Raw genomic sequence first — 17,164 nt, 5'->3', positions numbered from 1 at the left:
GCGAGCCTGCTCGCGAAAGCGGAGTGTCAGCTACACAAGTGCTGAATGTGCCACAGCCTTCGCGAGCAGGCTCGCTCCCACAGGGAATTATGTTGTGTCAGATGAGTTCGCCGCAAAGGTCCAGCTCGATCAGTCGGCGAACCTCGGCTGTTTCAAGCCCGGCACCCAGCAAAGCATTCAACTTGCCGAACGCCGCCTCACGGGTCATTCCACCACCGGACAACACGCCCACGCCACGCAAGCGGCTGCCCGCTTCGTAGATATCCAGTTCCACACCGCCTTCATGGCACTGGGTAACTGCAACCACCACAACCCCTCTATCCCGCGCCCGGCCAAGGCTGGCGAGGAACTCAGGATTGTCGCTCGGCCCGGTACCGCTGCCGTAGCACTCCAGCACCAGACCCTGAATGCCGCTGTCGAGCAGGCCGTCGATGATCTCGGCGCCGATGCCCGGGAACAGCGGCAGCACGGCAACCCTGGCCAGTTGCTTCGGTTGGTTGTAGTTCAGCGCTGTCGGCAGGGAAGTGGCTTTCACGCCGCCGCCCTGACGCTCCAGGCGTTTGAACGGATGACGACCGAAGCTGCGCACTTTTGCGCAACGGGTCGGCGCCAGCAGTTCGCCGTGGAAATACAGATGCACGCCCGGCGCCAGGCCGTGGCCAAGGGCAACCAGCGCACCGCTGAGGTTTTCCCAGGCGTCGCTGTCGGTGACGCCGGCCGGCAGCATCGAGCCGGTGAAGCACACGCGGGCATGCAGGCCGAGCAACTGGAAGCTCATGGCGGCGGCGCTGTAGGCCAGGGTGTCGGTGCCGTGCAGGATCAGCACGCTGTCGCAGCCTTGCACATCAACGGCGTCGACCACCGCTTCACGCAGTTGCTGCCAATAGGCCGGGGTCATGTTGGCGCTGTCGATCAGCGGCGACATCTCGCGAAAGCGCCACTGCGGCACCACCAGCTCAGGCTGGCTGTGCAGGTAATCGCGCATCCGCGCTTCGAAACCGGACGCCGGAGCCAGGCCACTGGCGCTGGCCTGCATGCCGATGGTGCCACCGGTGTAGAGCACCATGACGTGCTGGGCGGCAGGGTAGGTCGAGGAATTCATGGGGATTCTCCGAAACGATGAGGTCCTGTGGGAGCGAGCTTGCTCGCGAAAGCGGTGTGTCAGTCAGCATATTTATCAACTGAACGACTGCATTCGCGAGCAAGCTCGCTCCCACAGTTTTTCGAACTGTAACTGACGGGCGCGGGGATGCGCCCGTCATTCATCCATCAGCGTTGCGCTGCGGGGATGCCTTGCGGCTGAGCGTCAGCCTGGGTGTCGGCCGACGGATTGGTCGGCCAGGCCTTCAGGTCCAGGTCCAGGTCGCTGAACTTGCTGGAGTCAAACACTGGCTGGCTGACGCCGGCGCGGCGTTGCTCGTCGTAGTCGCGCATCACACGCATGCCGACCTTGAACAGCAGGGCCAGGGCCATCAGGTTGACGAAGGCCAGGCAGGTCATGGTGATGTCGGCAAAGGCGAATACGGTCGACAGGTCCTGCATCGAACCCCAGACCACCAGCGCCAGCACCAGACCGCGGAACGTCATCAACGCCGCGCGGTTGCGGGTGAGGAACTGCAGGCTGTTTTCGCCCAGGTAGTAGTTGTAGAGGATGCAGGTGAAGACGAACAGCGACAGCGCGACGCTGACGAACATGCGGCCCCAGTCACCGACCACCGCGGCCAGCGAGTTCTGGGTCAGGACGATGCCGTCACCTTCGAAGCCCGGGGTGTAGAAGCCCGACAGCAGGATCAGCAGCGCGGTGCAGGTGCAGATCACGAAGGTGTCGAGGAACACGCTGAACGCCTGAACCACGCCCTGAGCGCCAGGGTGCTTCACAGCGGCCACGGCGGCGACGTTCGGCGCACTGCCCAGGCCTGCTTCGTTGGCAAACACGCCACGCTTCACGCCCATGACAATTGCGCTGCCGAGCAGGCCGCCGAAGGCCGGGTCGAGACCGAAGGCGCTTTTGAAGATGGTGACCAGCATCGCTGGCACGTGTTCGATCTGGGTGCCGATCACGTACAGGGTTACGGCGATGTAGGCCAGGGTCTTGATCGGCACCAGCAGGTCGGACACCGAAGCAATACGCTTGATGCCACCGATGAAGGTGATGGCCAGCAGCACTGCCAGGACGATACCGGTGTGTTGCGGGTCAAAGGCAAAGGCGTTCTGCAGCGAGTGGGTCACGGTGTAGGACTGCAGGCCGATGAAGGCGAAGCCGTAGGTGACCAGCAGCAGGATCGAGAACACCACTGCCATGCCTTTGAGTTTCAGGCCGTGCTGGATGTAGTAAGCCGGACCGCCACGGTACAGGCCGTCACCGTCGGCACGCTTGTAGACCTGGGCCAGCGTACATTCGAAGAAGCTGCTGGACATGCCGACCAGAGCGGTCACCCACATCCAGAACACTGCACCTGGACCACCGAGGGTCACAGCGATGCCGACACCGGCGATGTTACCTGCACCGACGCGGCCGGCGAGGCTGAGCATCAGGGCCTGGAACGAGCTGAGTTGCCCGGCGCTGCCTTTGAGGCTGTCGCGGAACACCGCGAACATGTGGAAGAAGTGGCGCAATTGAACGAAACGCGAGCGAATCGTGAAGTAGCTACCGAGCCCGACAATGAGCACGATCAGTACTTTCCCTGAGAGGAAGTCGTTGATGACTTCGAGCATGGATTTTTCCTCGCTGTTTATTGTGTAAGCAAATGCTGGATGGTCGGAAACATCGCGTTACACCGGTGTGCGCGCGGCACAACAGGCGAGGCGAGGGTTTCGTCCCGGATCCATATCGCGGGTTTGTTATTAGTTCGGGTTTCGCATGGGTTATGGCCTCGTTACCGACGACCGCTCACGCGAAGAGGGGCGGCACTATACCGATCAGTGCGGCGCCCGTCTGCACGGTTGTGGTGCAAGCGACGAAACGAGGCTTTGAAACACCCGACGTTACCGGCGTCGGGTTTGTCTGGGAGCTGGTTCGTGGCCAGCTTCCATACATACGGTTCTCAGGTTCAAACAGTTAAAAAAAAGGGCTTGGGGAATCATCCCCAAGCCCTCAAAAGGTGAGAGGTGTCTAGTCCCTCGACCTGGTGAGCGGTGCTACAAGTAACGCGTCGGATCAGGCCTTCAGAGGCACCAGACGCGGAGCAATCATGTTTTCCGGGCGCAGGATGTCGGCGAGCATGGCTTCGTCGAGCAGACCTTCTTCGCGCACCAGTTCCAGCACGCCGCGGCCGCTTTCAAGGGCGATACGGGCGATGCGGGTGGCGTTTTTGTAGCCGATGTACGGGTTCAGTGCGGTGACCAGACCGATCGAGTGTTCGACCAGTTCGCGGCAGCGCGCTTCGTTGGCGGTGATGCCGACGATGCAGTGCTCGCGCAGCATGTCCATGGCGCGTTGCAGCAGGCGAATCGAGTCGAGGATCTTGAAGGCGATCAGCGGCTCCATCACGTTCAGTTGCAGCTGGCCGCCTTCGGCTGCCATGGTCAGCGCCAGATCGTTACCGATGACCTGGAATGCCACCTGGTTCACGGCTTCCGGGATAACCGGGTTGACCTTGCCTGGCATGATCGAGCTGCCTGGCTGACGCGCCGGCAGGTTGATCTCGTTGATGCCGGTGCGCGGGCCGCTGGACAGCAGGCGCAGGTCGTTGCAGATCTTCGACAGCTTGACCGCGGTGCGCTTGAGCATGCCGGAGAACAGCACGAAGGCGCCCATGTCAGAGGTGGCCTCGATCAGGTCGGCGGCTGGAACCAGCGGTTGACCGCTGATCAGCGCCAGACGCTGTACGGCCAGGGCCTGATAGCGCGGGTCGGCGTTGATGCCGGTACCGATCGCGGTGCCGCCCAGGTTCACTTCGGTCAGCAGTTCCGGGGCCAGCGTCTTCAGACGGGCCAGGTCTTCGCCCATGGTGGTGGCGAAAGCACGGAACTCTTGACCCAGAGTCATCGGCACGGCGTCTTGCAGCTGGGTACGACCCATCTTCAGGACGTGGTTGAATTCTTCACCCTTGGCCGCGAACGCCTGAATCAGGCTGTCGAGGCTGGCCAGCAGCGCGTCGTGACCCAGCAGCAGACCCAGACGGATCGCGGTCGGGTAGGCGTCGTTGGTCGACTGCGCCATGTTCACGTCGTCGTTCGGGTGCAGGTACTGGTACTCGCCTTTCTGGTGACCCATCGCTTCAAGAGCAATGTTGGCGATCACTTCGTTGGCGTTCATGTTGGTGGAGGTACCGGCGCCACCTTGAATCATGTCGACCACGAACTCTTCGTGGAAATCGCCGCGGATCAGACGTGCACAGGCTTCGCTGATGGCAGCGTGCTTGGCTTCGCTCAGGTGACCCAGCTCGCGGTTGGCGTCAGCGGCGGCCTGTTTGACCATCGCCAGACCGACAACCAGCTTCGGGTAGTGCGAAATCGGAACGCCCGAGAGGCGGAAGTTGTTCACCGCTCGCAGGGTCTGGATGCCGTAATACGCTTGAGCAGGGACTTCGAGGGCGCCAAGCAGGTCGTTTTCTGTGCGGAATGATGCAGCGGAGGACATGATAGAAATCATCTCGATATGGACCCGGTCTATGCCGGAACGCTGCGAATGCTAGGCTTGTGGGAATTTTTGGGCCAATGCTGTTAAACACTGCCCTATGCACATTCGGCATAATGCCCGTGTGACGCCGCGTGCGCGGCAGACGTGTGACCTGTTTTGGTGCGTGTCCGGGAGGACGTGATGAATCTGGAAAGCAAATGGCTCGAGGACTTCAGTGCTCTGGCCGCCACTCGCAGTTTCTCGCAGGCAGCCGAACGGCGCTTCGTGACCCAGCCGGCGTTCAGTCGGCGGATCCGCAGCCTGGAAGCGGCGCTGGGCCTGACGCTGGTCAACCGCTCGCGCACGCCGATCGAGCTGACGGCGGCGGGGCAACTGTTCCTAGTGACCGCGCGCACGGTGGTCGAACAGCTCGGCGAAGTACTGCGTCATCTTCACCATCTGGAAGGCGGGCAGGGCGAAGTGATCCAGGTTGCGGCGGCGCACTCGCTGGCCCTTGGTTTCTTCCCGCGCTGGATCGCGCAACTGCGCAACGAAGGTCTGAACATCGCCACCCGGCTGGTGGCGACCAACGTTGGCGACGCGGTGCACGCGCTGCGTGAAGGTGGCTGCGATCTGATGCTGGCGTTCTACGACCCGGACGCGGCGATGCAGATGGACCCGGAAATCTTCCCGTCGCTGCATCTGGGCCAGACAGAAATGTTGCCGGTGTGCGCGGCGGATGCGGACGGCAAGCCGCTGTTCGATCTCGAAGGCGAGGGCAGTGTGCCGTTGCTGGCCTATAGCGCCGGGGCGTTTCTCGGGCGTTCGGTGAACGGCTTGCTGCGCCAGCGCCAGCTGCGCTTCACCACGATCTATGAAACCGCCATGGCCGACAGCCTGAAAAGCATGGCCCTGGAAGGACTTGGCATTGCCTGGGTGCCGCAGTTGAGTGTGCGCGCCGAACTGGCTCGCGGTGAACTGGTGGTCTGCGGCGGCCCGCAATGGCATGTGCCGCTGGAGATTCGCCTGTACCGCTGCGCGCTGGTGCGCAAGGCCAACGTGCGGTTGTTGTGGCGCAAGCTCGAAGGTGGCGCCGCCCAAAACTCTTGAACCTACCCAATTACCCTGTGGGAGCTGGCTTGCCAGCGATAGCGGTGGGTCAGCCACCTATCTGTTTACTGGTACGACGCCATCGCTGGCAAGCCAGCTCCCACAGGGACCAAAGTGATGTTCAGGCGCTGACCTTTGAGTCAATAAAACCGGGCTTTTGCGGCAGATGACAGATGGTCGCGACAGGGGCTGTTTATTGCTTTCTTTGCGGTATACTGCGCGGCCTTCGGCCGGTTCGTCCGGCCATTTTTCCTACAACAAGCCACGCATCCTGCGTGGCTTGTTGTTTTTGACGCGCCTGCGGGCGCCCAGAGAGAAGAGGCGCGACGATGAGTGCACTGGTTGGCGTGATCATGGGCTCCAAGTCCGATTGGTCCACCCTTAGCCACACCGCCGATATGCTGGAAAAGCTCGGCATCCCTTACGAGGTCAAGGTGGTTTCCGCCCACCGCACCCCGGATCTGCTGTTCCAGTACGCCGAAGAGGCTGAAGGCCGCGGCATCGAGGTAATCATCGCCGGTGCCGGTGGCGCAGCCCACCTGCCAGGCATGTGTGCGGCCAAGACCCACTTGCCGGTGCTGGGCGTACCGGTGCAGTCGGCGATGCTCTCGGGCGTCGACTCGCTGCTGTCGATCGTGCAGATGCCGGCCGGTATTCCGGTTGCCACTCTGGCCATCGGCAAGGCCGGTGCGATCAACGCCGCCCTGCTGTCGGCGAGCATCCTGGGCGCCAAGCATCCACAATTCCACGCGGTACTGAAAACCTTCCGTGCCGAGCAGACAGACAGCGTCCTGGACAATCCAGACCCACGTATTGCCTGAGGTTGTTGAGATGAAGATCGGTGTAATCGGTGGCGGCCAGTTGGGTCGCATGTTGGCCCTGGCGGGCACCCCGCTGGGCATGAACTTCGCTTTCCTCGACCCTGCGCCGGACGCTTGCGCCGCTGCGCTGGGCGAACACCTGCGGGCCGATTACGGCGATCAGGATCATCTGCGCCAGTTGGCCGATGAAGTCGATCTGGTGACCTTTGAGTTCGAAAGCGTTCCGGCGGAAACCGTGGCGTTCCTTTCGCAATTCGTGCCGGTCTACCCGAGCGCCGAAGCCCTGCGCATCGCTCGCGACCGCTGGTTCGAGAAGAGCATGTTCAAGGACCTGGGGATTCCGACCCCGGCGTTCGCCGATATCCAGTCGCAAGCCGACCTGGACGCCGCCGTCGCTTCGATCGGCCTGCCGGCCGTGCTGAAAACCCGCACTCTGGGTTACGACGGCAAGGGTCAGAAAGTCCTGCGCAAGCCGGAAGATGTGGTCGGTACGTTCGCCGAGCTGGGCAGCGTGGCCTGCCTGCTGGAAGGCTTCGTGCCGTTCACCGGCGAAGTGTCGCTGATCGCCGTGCGTGCCCGTGATGGCGAAACCAAGTTCTATCCACTGGTACACAACACCCACGACAGCGGCATTCTCAAGCTGTCGGTCGCCAGCACCGATCACCCGTTGCAGGCCCTGGCCGAAGACTATTCCGGCCGCGTGCTCAAGCAGCTGGATTACGTCGGCGTGATGGCGTTCGAGTTCTTTGAAGTCGACGGCGGCCTCAAGGCCAACGAAATCGCCCCGCGCGTACACAACTCCGGCCACTGGACCACCGAAGGCGCCGAGTGCAGCCAGTTCGAAAACCACCTGCGGGCCGTTGCCGGTCTGCCGCTGGGTTCGACGGCCAAGGTCGGCGAGAGCGCGATGCTCAACTTCATCGGCGTTGTTCCGCCGGTCGAGAAGGTCATCGCCATCGACGATTGCCATCTGCATCACTACGGCAAGGCCTTCAAGGCCGGGCGCAAGGTCGGTCACGCCAACCTGCGCTGCAAGGACAAGGCGACCCTCGAGCAGCAGATCCTCAAGGTCGAAGCGCTGATCGCCGAGTAACGACAGTTTCATCTGGCAGCGGCGGAACCATTAAGGGGCCGCCGTTCTCTGATGGCAGGATGCCAAAGTCTGACTAGGCTTTCGCATATCCAAATCATTCAGAGGGAAATGCCATGGGAATTATCGGAACCATCTTTATCGGCCTGATCGTCGGCCTGCTGGCGCGGTTCCTGAAACCGGGCGATGACAGCATGGGCTGGATCATGACCATCCTGCTCGGTATCGGCGGTTCGCTGGCAGCCACTTACGGCGGCCAGGCCCTGGGCATCTATCAGGCGGGTCAGGGCGCAGGTTTCATCGGCGCGCTGGTCGGCGCGATCGTGTTGCTGGTGATCTACGGCCTGATCAAAAAGAACTGATCCAAAGCGACAAAGCCCTCTCTGCCAATCCGGTGGAGAGGGCTAGAATGCTCGGCGATTCAGCGTTCCCTCCTTATTCGAGCATCCTTTACCGAGCACCTTCATGCGCCGTTTTCTGTTGACTCTCCTTTTGCTGGGCAGCGGTCTGGCCCTCGCCGGCGAACTGCCGGAAACCGACTGGCTGGAACTGATGCCCAAGTCGGATCAGAAAGCCCTCGAGGCCATGCCTGAAATCGATCACAACTCCCCGGAAGCCACCGGCACCTTCACCCAGAAAGGCGGGATGAAGCAGGCCAAGGGTTTGCCGGCGGTGATGTATTCGACCAAGACCGTGGCGTCGATGAACGACAAGCACATCCGCATCGGGGGTTATCCGGTGCCGCTGGAATCCGACGCCAAGGGTCGCAGCACGCTGTTCTTCCTCGTGCCGTACCCGGGCGCGTGTATCCATGTGCCGCCACCGCCGCCGAATCAACTGGTGTTGGTGCGCTATCCGAAGGGTTTGAAGCTGGATGACATCTACACGCCGCTGTGGGTGACCGGCACGCTGAAGATCGAGAAGGTCAGCAATGACCTCGCCGATGCGGCGTACGCACTGGAAGCGGACAAGGTGCGGGTGGTGCAGGAATCTGATCTGTAGGACCTATACAAAACAATTGTGGGAGCGAGCTTGCTCGCGAATGCTGTCTCTCAGTCACATTGATGTTGACTGATATGACGCTTTCGCGAGCAAGCTCGCTCCCACAGTTTTATCGGGTGTTGCTTAGAGCGGCTTGCTGCTGACGCTGACACCCATGGTGTGGCTGGCATCCGGTGCCAGGTTCATCACATCACTCATCACGTTCGCCGTCTCGATGCACAGCATGCGCTGCCAGCCGTCGTTGTCCATGTCGCTGAGCGCGGCAGCGCGGTCGATCCATGGGTTCCAGATCACCGCCGTGCGTGAACCCGTAGTGGTCAGCACGATGCGCCGTTCCCAGGCCGGATCGACGATGCTCAGTTGCGGCGGGGCGTCGAGGTAGATGCGGTCGGTTTCGCCGGCAAAACGCAGATCGCCTTGCTGGGTGCAGGTTTTCCAGTCGTCCAGGGTCTCGATGTAATCCAGGCCATCGACGCCTTCGACGCGCACGTTGCGCACATCGCTGACCGCGAAATAGCTGTGCAGCGCCTGGCTGATGCTGACGGTGTCGGCGCCACGGTTGTGGCTGGTCAGGCTGATGTGCAGTTGATCGTCGAGGCGCAGGGTCAGGGTCAGATCGACCTGGTGTGGCCATTCTGCGAAACCGCCCTCGGGGTAGGGCAGGGTGAACTCGACCTTGAGGCTTTCACCTTCAGTTTCGATGCCGCCCAGCTCCCAATCCATCGCCCGGACAAACCCGTGAGCGCCGGCCGGTTCTTCGCTCGTGCGCATCGCCTGCACGTTCTGCGGGTTGCGTTCGAACTTGCCGAACCACGGCCAGCACACCGGCACGCCGGCGCGGATGCTCTGGCCGGTCTTGAACACGGCCTTGTCGTTCAGCCAGATCAGCGGCGGCTGGCCGTCCACCTGATAACTGAGGATGTGCGCGCCTTGCTGGGCCACCAGCACTTCGGCCTGACCGTGGCGGATGCGCCAGCAGTTCAGTTCATCCAGTTTCACGGCTTCAACGTTGGGCGTGTTCATGGGACAACTCTCGATCAGCAACTTGGACGACTATCGACCGTGAAACGGCCGCGAGGTTTAACGTGCGCGTGGCGGAACCGAGCGGGTGCGACCGCTGCCATCGATGGCAACGAACACGAACACCGCTTCGGTCACTTTACGCCACTCGCTGGACAGTGGATCGTCGCTCCACACCTCGACCATCATCTGGATCGAGCTGCGGCCGATTTCCAGGGTCTGGGTATAAAAGGACAATTGCGCGCCGACAGCCACCGGCACCAGAAACGCCATGCGATCGATGGCCACGGTTGCGACACGGCCGCCGGCAACACGGCTGGCCATGGCAGTGCCGGCCAGGTCCATCTGCGCCACCAGCCAGCCGCCGAAAATATCGCCGAAGCCGTTGGTTTCGCGGGGAAGCGCGGTGATTTGCAGGGCCAGGTCGCCTTGCGGGATCGGATCTTCTTGTTCGAGCTCTATCATGCCGGGGGTGCCTCTAACCCGTGACTCTTCGTTGGGTATTGCTGGTGGTAGCCGTCTTCGGGAAAAACGATTCAGCACCGAACATACTACGTTCGTCACGTTTTCCATAAGGCGCCTAAAGGGGAAACTCTGCGAAACCGGCTGGAACTACGCGCCAAGGCGACCAACGACGTTTTCGCACAGCAACCCCCTACAAATCGGAGCAAGGTTGCGAGTATATCGGTCGGTAGACTCCGCGACGACCGTCCGGTTCTCATTTCGACCGGCAAATACGCGCCTCTATGTGCTTTTTCGAACAATTTGCTATGGTGCCGAACCTGCCCGAGCCACAGCCAGCGTTGTTGTGGCGGCAGATCCGACTATAAGAGAAGACCTTGCCATGACCACAGCGCCCTCGAGCCTCGCGCAGCCCGACCAACCCGCACGACCGTTGACCCGCAATGACTACAAGACTCTGTCGCTATCGGCCCTGGGGGGCGCGCTGGAGTTCTACGATTTCATCATCTTCGTGTTCTTTGCCACCGTGGTCGGCAAATTGTTCTTCCCGGCCGACATGCCCGAGTGGCTGCGCCTGATGCAGACCTTCGGCATCTTCGCCGCCGGTTACCTGGCGCGGCCACTGGGCGGGATCGTAATGGCGCACTTCGGCGACCTGCTGGGGCGCAAGAAGATGTTCACCCTGAGCATTTTCATGATGGCCGTGCCGACCCTGATCATGGGCCTGCTGCCGACCTACGCGCAGATCGGCATGTGGGCGCCGATCCTGCTGCTTTTGATGCGCGTCATTCAGGGCGCAGCGATTGGCGGTGAGGTTCCGGGAGCGTGGGTCTTCGTTTCCGAACACGTACCCGGCAAGCACATCGGCTACGCCTGCGGCACCCTGACCAGCGGCCTGACGGCGGGCATCCTGCTCGGTTCGCTGGTCGCCACCGCGATCAACAGCATCTATACGCCAACGGAAGTTTCGGATTACGCCTGGCGTATCCCGTTCCTGCTCGGCGGCGTGTTCGGACTGTTCTCGGTCTACCTGCGCCGCTGGCTGCACGAAACCCCGGTATTCGCCGAACTGCAACAGCGCAAGGCGCTGGCCGAAGAAGTGCCGCTGCGCGCCGTGCTGCGTGACCATCGCGGGGCCATTGCAGTGTCAATGCTGCTGACCTGGCTGCTGTCCGCCGGCATCGTCGTGGTGATCCTGATGACCCCGACCGTGCTGCAGACGGTCTATCACTTCTCGCCGACCACCGCGCTGCAATCCAACAGCCTGGCGATCGTATTCCTGAGTTTCGGTTGCATCATTTCCGGCGCGTTGGCCGATCGTTTCGGCGCCGGCCGGGTGTTCGTGTTCGGCTGCCTGGGCTTGCTGGCCAGTTCCTGGACCTTCTATCACAGTCTTGCCGATCACCCGAACTGGCTGTTCCCGCTCTATGCGCTGACCGGTTTCCTGGTCGGCACCATCGGTGCGGTGCCGTACGTGATGGTCAAGGCATTCCCGCCGGTGGTGCGCTTCAGCGGTCTGTCCTTCTCTTATAACGTCGCTTACGCGATTTTCGGCGGCCTGACCCCGATGGTCGTCAGCCTGCTGCTGAAAGAAAGCGCGATGGGGCCTGCCTATTACGTGGCAGTGCTGTGCGGGATGGGGATCCTGGTCGGCGCGTGGTTGTGGAGCAAGGGTCGTTAAATCCCCCTCCCTTTGATCGTTCCCACGCTCCCGCGTGGGAATGCATCCTGTGACGCTCCGCGTCACGTCTCGAAGCGGACGCGGAGCGTCCATGGCGGCGTTCCCACGCTGAGCGTGGGAACGATCTGTCACGACATGCTGGCCTTTCATCCAATTGTCATATTTCAGCCATAGAGTGTTCACACGGCCTGCTGATACTTGGCCCCGACTTAACACACCCTATCTGCTAGGAGTAAGGCATGAAACTGAAGCGTTTGATGGCGGCAATGACTTTTGTCGCTGCTGGCGTTGCGACTGCCAACGCGGTTGCCGCTGTTGACCCTGCTATCCCGAGCTACACCAAGACCACTGGTGTGTCGGGCAACCTGTCCAGCGTCGGCTCCGATACCCTGGCCAACCTCATGACCCTCTGGGCTGAGAACTACAAAAAAGAATACCCGAACGTAAACATCCAGATTCAGGCCGCTGGCTCCGCCACCGCGCCACCTGCGCTGACTGAAGGCACCTCCAACCTGGGCCCGATGAGCCGCAAGATGAAGGACACCGAACTGGCGGCCTTCGAACAGAAATACGGCTACAAGCCAACCGCTATCCCGGTTGCCGTGGACGCCCTGGCTGTGTTCGTACACAAGGACAACCCGATCCAGCACCTGACCATGGAACAGGTTGACGCGATCTTCTCGTCCACCCGTCTGTGCGGCGCCAAGACCGACGTGAAAACCTGGGGTGACCTGGGCGTGACCGGCGACCTGGCCAACAAGCCGGTTCAGCTGTTCGGCCGCAACTCGGTATCCGGCACCTACGGCTACTTCAAGGAAGAAGCCCTGTGCAAAGGCGACTACAAGCCTAACGTCAACGAACAACCAGGTTCGGCTTCGGTCGTGCAGTCGATCAGCTCCTCGCTGAACGGCATCGGTTACTCGGGCATCGGCTACAAGACCGCCAGCGTGAAAACCGTTGCTCTGTCGAAGAAAGGCAGCACTGACTTCATCGAAGACACCGAAGAAAACGCCCTGAACGGCAAGTACCCGCTGTCGCGTTTCCTGTACGTGTACGTCAACAAAGCCCCGAACAAGCCTCTGGCCCCGCTGGAAGCCGAGTTCGTGAAACTGGTTCTGTCGAAACAGGGCCAGGAAGTGGTAGTGAAAGACGGCTACATCCCGCTGCCAGCCAAGGTTGCTGCAAAAGCACTGGCTGACCTGGGTCTGCAGGAAGGCGGCGCTGAAGTCGCAAAAAAGTAACAAACTGAGTCAGGGGTGAACCCCGCCTGACTCACGTGTGGGGCCCGGCCCGCAAGCGGCCCGGCCCCCACACTCCCCGAATTCTTCTATCCACTGCCAGTGCCCTGCTGGCGGCGGATTTGGTGCGTCACTGCATTGTCATCTTTCTGTCATACAGGATCGCTAGGGTGTGCGCATGAATGATCTGGCCAATTCCAAAATGACTACGAACCCTCCCAAGCGCATTGACTTCAATACGCCTGAGTTGCAACGCAAGCGCCGCATTCGCGCGCTCAAGGATCGCTTCACCCGCTGGTACGTCCTCGTCGGCGGTCTGGCGGTGCTGGCAGCCATCACCCTGATCTTCTTCTTCCTCGCCTACGTGGTCGCGCCGCTGTTCAAAGGTGCTGACCTGAGCGCGAAAGATGCAATCACCCCGGCCTGGATGCAGGACGCCGGCAAGCCGCTGATGATTTCGCTCGAAGAGCAGAATCAGGTGGCCATGCGCGTTTCCGACAAGGGCCAGGCGCTGTTCTTCGACATCGACAGTGGCGCTGAATTGAAGCGCGTCGATCTGCCTTTGCCGGCAGGCGCCAGTGTGACCTCCATCGGCGAAGACCAGCCGGGCCATCCGCTGGTGGCCGTGGGCCTGTCCAACGGTCAGGCGCTGGTGTTCCGTCACACTTATAAAGTCAGCTACCCGGACGGCAAGAAAACCATCACCCCGGCCATCGAGTATCCGTATGGCGATGCACCGATCGCGCTGAACGAAAACGGCGGCGCACTGGAGCACGTCAGCCTCAACGCTACCGATTCGACCCTGATGCTGGTCGGCTCCACCGGTTCGCAACTCAATGTGCTGTCGCTGACCAGCGAAGAAAACATGATGACCGGCGAAGTCACCAACGAGCAGAAGCGTATCGATCTGCCGCAGATGACCGAGCCGGTGAAAAACATCTTCGTCGACCCGCGCCAGCAGTGGCTGTACGTGGTCAACGGGCGTGCCCAGGCCGACGTGTTCAGCCTGCGCGACAAGAGCCTCAACGGTCGCTACAAGCTGCTGGAAAACGGCGAAGCCGAAGTCACCGCCGCCACGCAACTGGTCGGTGGCATCTCGCTGATCGTCGGTGACTCCAAAGGTGGCCTGGCCCAGTGGTTCATGGCCCGCGACACCGATGGCGAGCTGCGCCTGAAGCAGATCCGCACGTTCCAGATGGGCACCACGCCAATCGTTGAAATTTCCGCCGAAGAACGTCGCAAGGGCTTCCTGGCCCTGGATGCCAGCGGCAAGCTCGGCGTGTTCCACAGCACCGCGCACCGCACCTTGCTGGTCGATCAGGTGGTCGAAGGCCAGGGTCTGTTCGGTCTGTCGCCACGGGCCAACCGCGTGATCGTCGAAGCCGGCGGCAAGCTGCAACCGCTGCTGCTCGACAACCCGCACCCGGAAGTCTCGTGGAGCGCACTGTGGAGCAAGGTCTGGTACGAGAACTACGACGAGCCTAAATACGTCTGGCAATCGACCGCCGCCAACACCGATTTCGAACCGAAACTGAGCCTGTCGCCACTGACCTTCGGCACCCTGAAAGCCGCGTTCTACGCAATGCTGCTGGCTGCACCGCTGGCCGTCGCCGCTGCGATCTACACAGCGTACTTCATGGCCCCGGGCATGCGCCGCAAGGTCAAACCGGTGATCGAGCTGATGGAGGCGATGCCGACGGTGATCCTCGGTTTCTTCGCCGGCCTGTTCCTCGCGCCGTATGTGGAAGGGCATCTGCCGGGCATCTTCAGCCTGCTGATGTTGCTGCCGATCGGCATCCTGATCGCCGGTTTCACCTTCAGCCGCCTGCCTGAGTCGATCCGCCTGAAAGTCCCGGACGGCTGGGAAAGTGCACTGCTGATCCCGGTGATCCTGTTCGTGGGCTGGCTGTCGCTGTACATGAGCCCGTTCATGGAGAACTGGTTCTTCGGCGGCGACATGCGCATGTGGATTTCCCACGACCTGGGCATCACCTACGACCAGCGCAACGCTCTGGTGGTCGGTCTGGCCATGGGCTTTGCGGTGATCCCGAACATCTACTCGATCGCCGAAGACGCTGTGTTCAGCGTGCCGCGCGGCCTGACCCTGGGCTCGCTGGCCCTCGGTGCCACGCCATGGCAGACCATGACTCGCGTGGTGATCCTGACCGCCAGCCCGGGCATCTTCTCGGCGCTGATGATCGGCATGGGCCGTGCGGTCGGCGAAACCATGATCGTGCTGATGGCCACCGGCAACACCCCGGTCATGGAAATGAACCTGTTCGAAGGCCTGCGCACCCTGGCCGCCAACGTCGCGGTGGAAATGCCGGAGTCGGAAGTCGGCGGCAGCCACTACCGCGTGCTGTTCCTCTCGGCGCTGGTGCTGCTGTTGTTCACCTTCGTCATGAACACCCTCGCGGAACTGATTCGTCAGCGTCTGCGCAAGAAATACTCGTCGCTTTAAGCAAAGGTAGAAGTCTGTGAAACAGAACTCCCTGAAAGGATGGTTCAAGAGCGGCGCCCCCGGCGTCTGGATCAGCGGCGGCGCGGTGTCCATCGCGGTCATCATGACCATTGGCCTGCTGGCGGTGATCGCCGTGCGCGGTCTGGGTCACTTCTGGCCGGCGGATCTGATCCACGCCAGCTATGACGTACCGGGCCAGGGCCAGCATCTGGTCGTGGGCGAAGTGGTGCAGAAAGAAGAAGTGCCGCGCGCCCGTCTGAAGAGCGCCGGCCTGCCGGTGCCGGACGAAGGTCCGGAATTCATGACCCGCGAGCTGATCAAGGTCGGCAACCGTGACTTGAACGGCAACGACTTCACCTGGATCGTCGGCGAGTGGCTGACCAACCAGACCACGCCGGTGGAACTGATGGCGCTGGAGCGTCGTGAGTGGGGCAACTTCTACGGCTACCTGGTCAACGTCAAACAGGACGGCAAGGTGATCGCCGAAGGCGAAGCCGCATGGCCTGAGCTGCAAGCGCGGATCAACCGCGTGAACGGCCTCGCCGCGCAGCTCAAGTCGCTGGAAAAGACCGACATCGGCGCGATCAACGCCGGCCTCGAGCGCATCCGTCTGCATGGTCGCAAGCTGGAGCTGGAAGGCAAGCTCGACGCCACCGCGCAAGCGGACATGGAATCCGAGCGTGCCGAGCTGAACGCCCGCTATCAGGACATCGAAGCCCGTCTGGCGGATCTGCACGCGCAGTTCAACCGTGACGCGCTGACAGCCCGCGATGCCAACGGCAAGGAAATCGAAATCGGTCTGGGCAAAGTGGTTCATGCCTACCAGCCGAACGCCATGGGCACGATGACCAAGATCGGTTTCTACTTCAGCAAGGTCTGGGAGTTCCTGTCCGACGACCCGCGTGAAGCGAACACCGAAGGCGGGATTTTCCCGGCGATCTTCGGCACCGTGATGATGACCCTGATCATGGCGATGATCGTGACCCCGTTCGGCGTGCTGGCGGCGGTGTACCTGCGTGAATACGCCAAGCAGAACACCCTGACCCGGGTCATCCGGATCGCGGTGAACAACCTGGCGGGTGTTCCGGCGATTGTTTACGGCGTGTTCGGCCTGGGCTTCTTCGTCTACGTGCTGGGTGGTTCGCTCGACCGTCTGTTCTTCCCTGAAGCGCTGCCGGCACCGACCTTCGGTACGCCGGGTCTGCTCTGGGCTTCGTTGACCCTGGCGCTGCTGGCGGTACCGGTGGTGATCGTGGCCACTGAAGAAGGTCTGGCGCGTATCCCGCGTACCGTGCGTGAAGGCTCGCTGGCTCTGGGCGCAACCAAGGCTGAAACCCTGTGGAAGATCGTTCTGCCGATGGCCAGTCCGGCCATGATGACCGGCATGATCCTCGCCGTGGCTCGCGCCGCCGGTGAAGTGGCGCCGCTGATGCTGGTGGGTGTGGTGAAACTGGCGCCGTCGCTGCCGGTGGACGGCAACTACCCGTACCTGCACCTGGATCAGAAGATCATGCACCTGGGCTTCCACATCTACGACGTCGGCTTCCAGAGCCCGAACGTCGAGGCCGCGCGGCCGTTGGTCTATGCCACGGCGCTGTTGCTGGTGCTGGTGATCGCCACCCTGAACCTGTCGGCGGTGTACATCCGTAACCACCTGCGCGAGAAGTACAAGGCGCTGGATAGTTAATACAGACCCTGTGGGAGCTGGCTTGCCAGCG

Annotated in this window: 14 protein-coding genes; 9 read left to right on the top strand and 5 right to left on the bottom strand. The window is 61.7% G+C overall.

The features are described from left to right. Positions 1-97: 97 nt before the first annotated feature. The 3 genes from IHQ43_RS28975 to aspA all read right to left on the bottom strand — a co-directional run bounded on the left by IHQ43_RS28975 (position 98) and on the right by aspA (position 4,582). On the bottom strand, positions 98-1,102 hold the full coding sequence (locus IHQ43_RS28975) for an asparaginase (RefSeq protein ID WP_192562888.1): 1,005 nt from the start codon (positions 1,100-1,102) through the stop codon (positions 98-100). Between the two features lie 167 nt (positions 1,103-1,269). Beyond that, positions 1,270-2,715 carry an alanine/glycine:cation symporter family protein gene (locus IHQ43_RS28970; RefSeq protein ID WP_192562887.1) on the bottom strand — a complete coding sequence of 482 codons (1,446 nt, stop codon included), beginning with the start codon at positions 2,713-2,715 and terminating at the stop codon, positions 1,270-1,272. Positions 2,716-3,157: 442 nt separating this feature from the next. Beyond that, entirely contained in the window at positions 3,158-4,582 is a 1,425-nt protein-coding gene (aspA, locus tag IHQ43_RS28965; RefSeq protein ID WP_003229645.1) for an aspartate ammonia-lyase, read from the bottom strand. A gap of 180 nt (positions 4,583-4,762) precedes the next feature. Here aspA and IHQ43_RS28960 point away from each other — a divergent pair, with 180 nt between their 5' ends. The 5 genes from IHQ43_RS28960 to IHQ43_RS28940 all read left to right on the top strand — a co-directional run bounded on the left by IHQ43_RS28960 (position 4,763) and on the right by IHQ43_RS28940 (position 8,584). Next, positions 4,763-5,671 carry a LysR substrate-binding domain-containing protein gene (locus IHQ43_RS28960; RefSeq protein WP_192562886.1) on the top strand — a complete coding sequence of 303 codons (909 nt, stop codon included), beginning with the start codon at positions 4,763-4,765 and terminating at the stop codon, positions 5,669-5,671. A 329-nt stretch (positions 5,672-6,000) separates the two neighbouring features. Beyond that, positions 6,001-6,492, top strand: a complete 492-nt coding sequence (gene purE / locus IHQ43_RS28955; protein WP_007954291.1) for a 5-(carboxyamino)imidazole ribonucleotide mutase — start codon at positions 6,001-6,003, stop codon at positions 6,490-6,492. Between the two features lie 10 nt (positions 6,493-6,502). Further along, complete coding sequence (locus IHQ43_RS28950) at positions 6,503-7,585, top strand: 5-(carboxyamino)imidazole ribonucleotide synthase (RefSeq protein ID WP_192562885.1); 1,083 nt, start codon at positions 6,503-6,505, stop codon at positions 7,583-7,585. A 113-nt stretch (positions 7,586-7,698) separates the two neighbouring features. After that, on the top strand, positions 7,699-7,944 hold the full coding sequence (locus IHQ43_RS28945; RefSeq protein ID WP_003229635.1) for a GlsB/YeaQ/YmgE family stress response membrane protein: 246 nt from the start codon (positions 7,699-7,701) through the stop codon (positions 7,942-7,944). Positions 7,945-8,047: 103 nt separating this feature from the next. After that, a complete protein-coding gene (locus IHQ43_RS28940; RefSeq protein WP_192562884.1) occupies positions 8,048-8,584 on the top strand; it encodes a DUF3299 domain-containing protein in 537 nt (178 codons plus the stop codon). 123 nt (positions 8,585-8,707) lie between these two features. Here the strand turns inward: IHQ43_RS28940 and IHQ43_RS28935 are convergent, their stop codons facing one another. Continuing rightward, positions 8,708-9,607: a D-hexose-6-phosphate mutarotase gene (locus IHQ43_RS28935; RefSeq protein WP_192562883.1), complete on the bottom strand. Its 900-nt coding sequence runs from the start codon at positions 9,605-9,607 to the stop codon at positions 8,708-8,710. Between the two features lie 57 nt (positions 9,608-9,664). Further along, complete coding sequence (locus IHQ43_RS28930; RefSeq protein ID WP_003229628.1) at positions 9,665-10,069, bottom strand: acyl-CoA thioesterase; 405 nt, start codon at positions 10,067-10,069, stop codon at positions 9,665-9,667. A gap of 379 nt (positions 10,070-10,448) precedes the next feature. Between IHQ43_RS28930 and IHQ43_RS28925 the strand changes: the two genes are divergently transcribed. The 4 genes from IHQ43_RS28925 to pstA all read left to right on the top strand — a co-directional run bounded on the left by IHQ43_RS28925 (position 10,449) and on the right by pstA (position 17,133). Beyond that, positions 10,449-11,747 (top strand): MFS transporter, encoded by a 1,299-nt coding sequence (locus IHQ43_RS28925; RefSeq protein WP_192562882.1) that lies wholly within the window; start codon positions 10,449-10,451, stop codon positions 11,745-11,747. Positions 11,748-11,986: 239 nt separating this feature from the next. Next, complete coding sequence (locus IHQ43_RS28920; protein WP_007954316.1) at positions 11,987-12,988, top strand: phosphate ABC transporter substrate-binding protein PstS; 1,002 nt, start codon at positions 11,987-11,989, stop codon at positions 12,986-12,988. Positions 12,989-13,412: 424 nt separating this feature from the next. Then, the gene (locus IHQ43_RS28915) at positions 13,413-15,446 is read left to right on the top strand and encodes an ABC transporter permease subunit (protein WP_192565072.1); all 2,034 of its coding nucleotides are present in this window, start codon (positions 13,413-13,415) and stop codon (positions 15,444-15,446) included. 16 nt (positions 15,447-15,462) lie between these two features. Beyond that, positions 15,463-17,133 carry a phosphate ABC transporter permease PstA gene (gene pstA / locus IHQ43_RS28910; RefSeq protein WP_192562881.1) on the top strand — a complete coding sequence of 557 codons (1,671 nt, stop codon included), beginning with the start codon at positions 15,463-15,465 and terminating at the stop codon, positions 17,131-17,133. Positions 17,134-17,164: the final 31 nt, after the last annotated feature.

The sequence above is a fragment of the Pseudomonas gozinkensis genome (assembly GCF_014863585.1).
Taxonomy (GTDB): domain Bacteria; phylum Pseudomonadota; class Gammaproteobacteria; order Pseudomonadales; family Pseudomonadaceae; genus Aquipseudomonas; species Aquipseudomonas gozinkensis.
The sequence above is the reverse complement of the archived record's forward strand: the minus strand, read 5'-3'. Positions and strand labels throughout refer to the sequence as shown.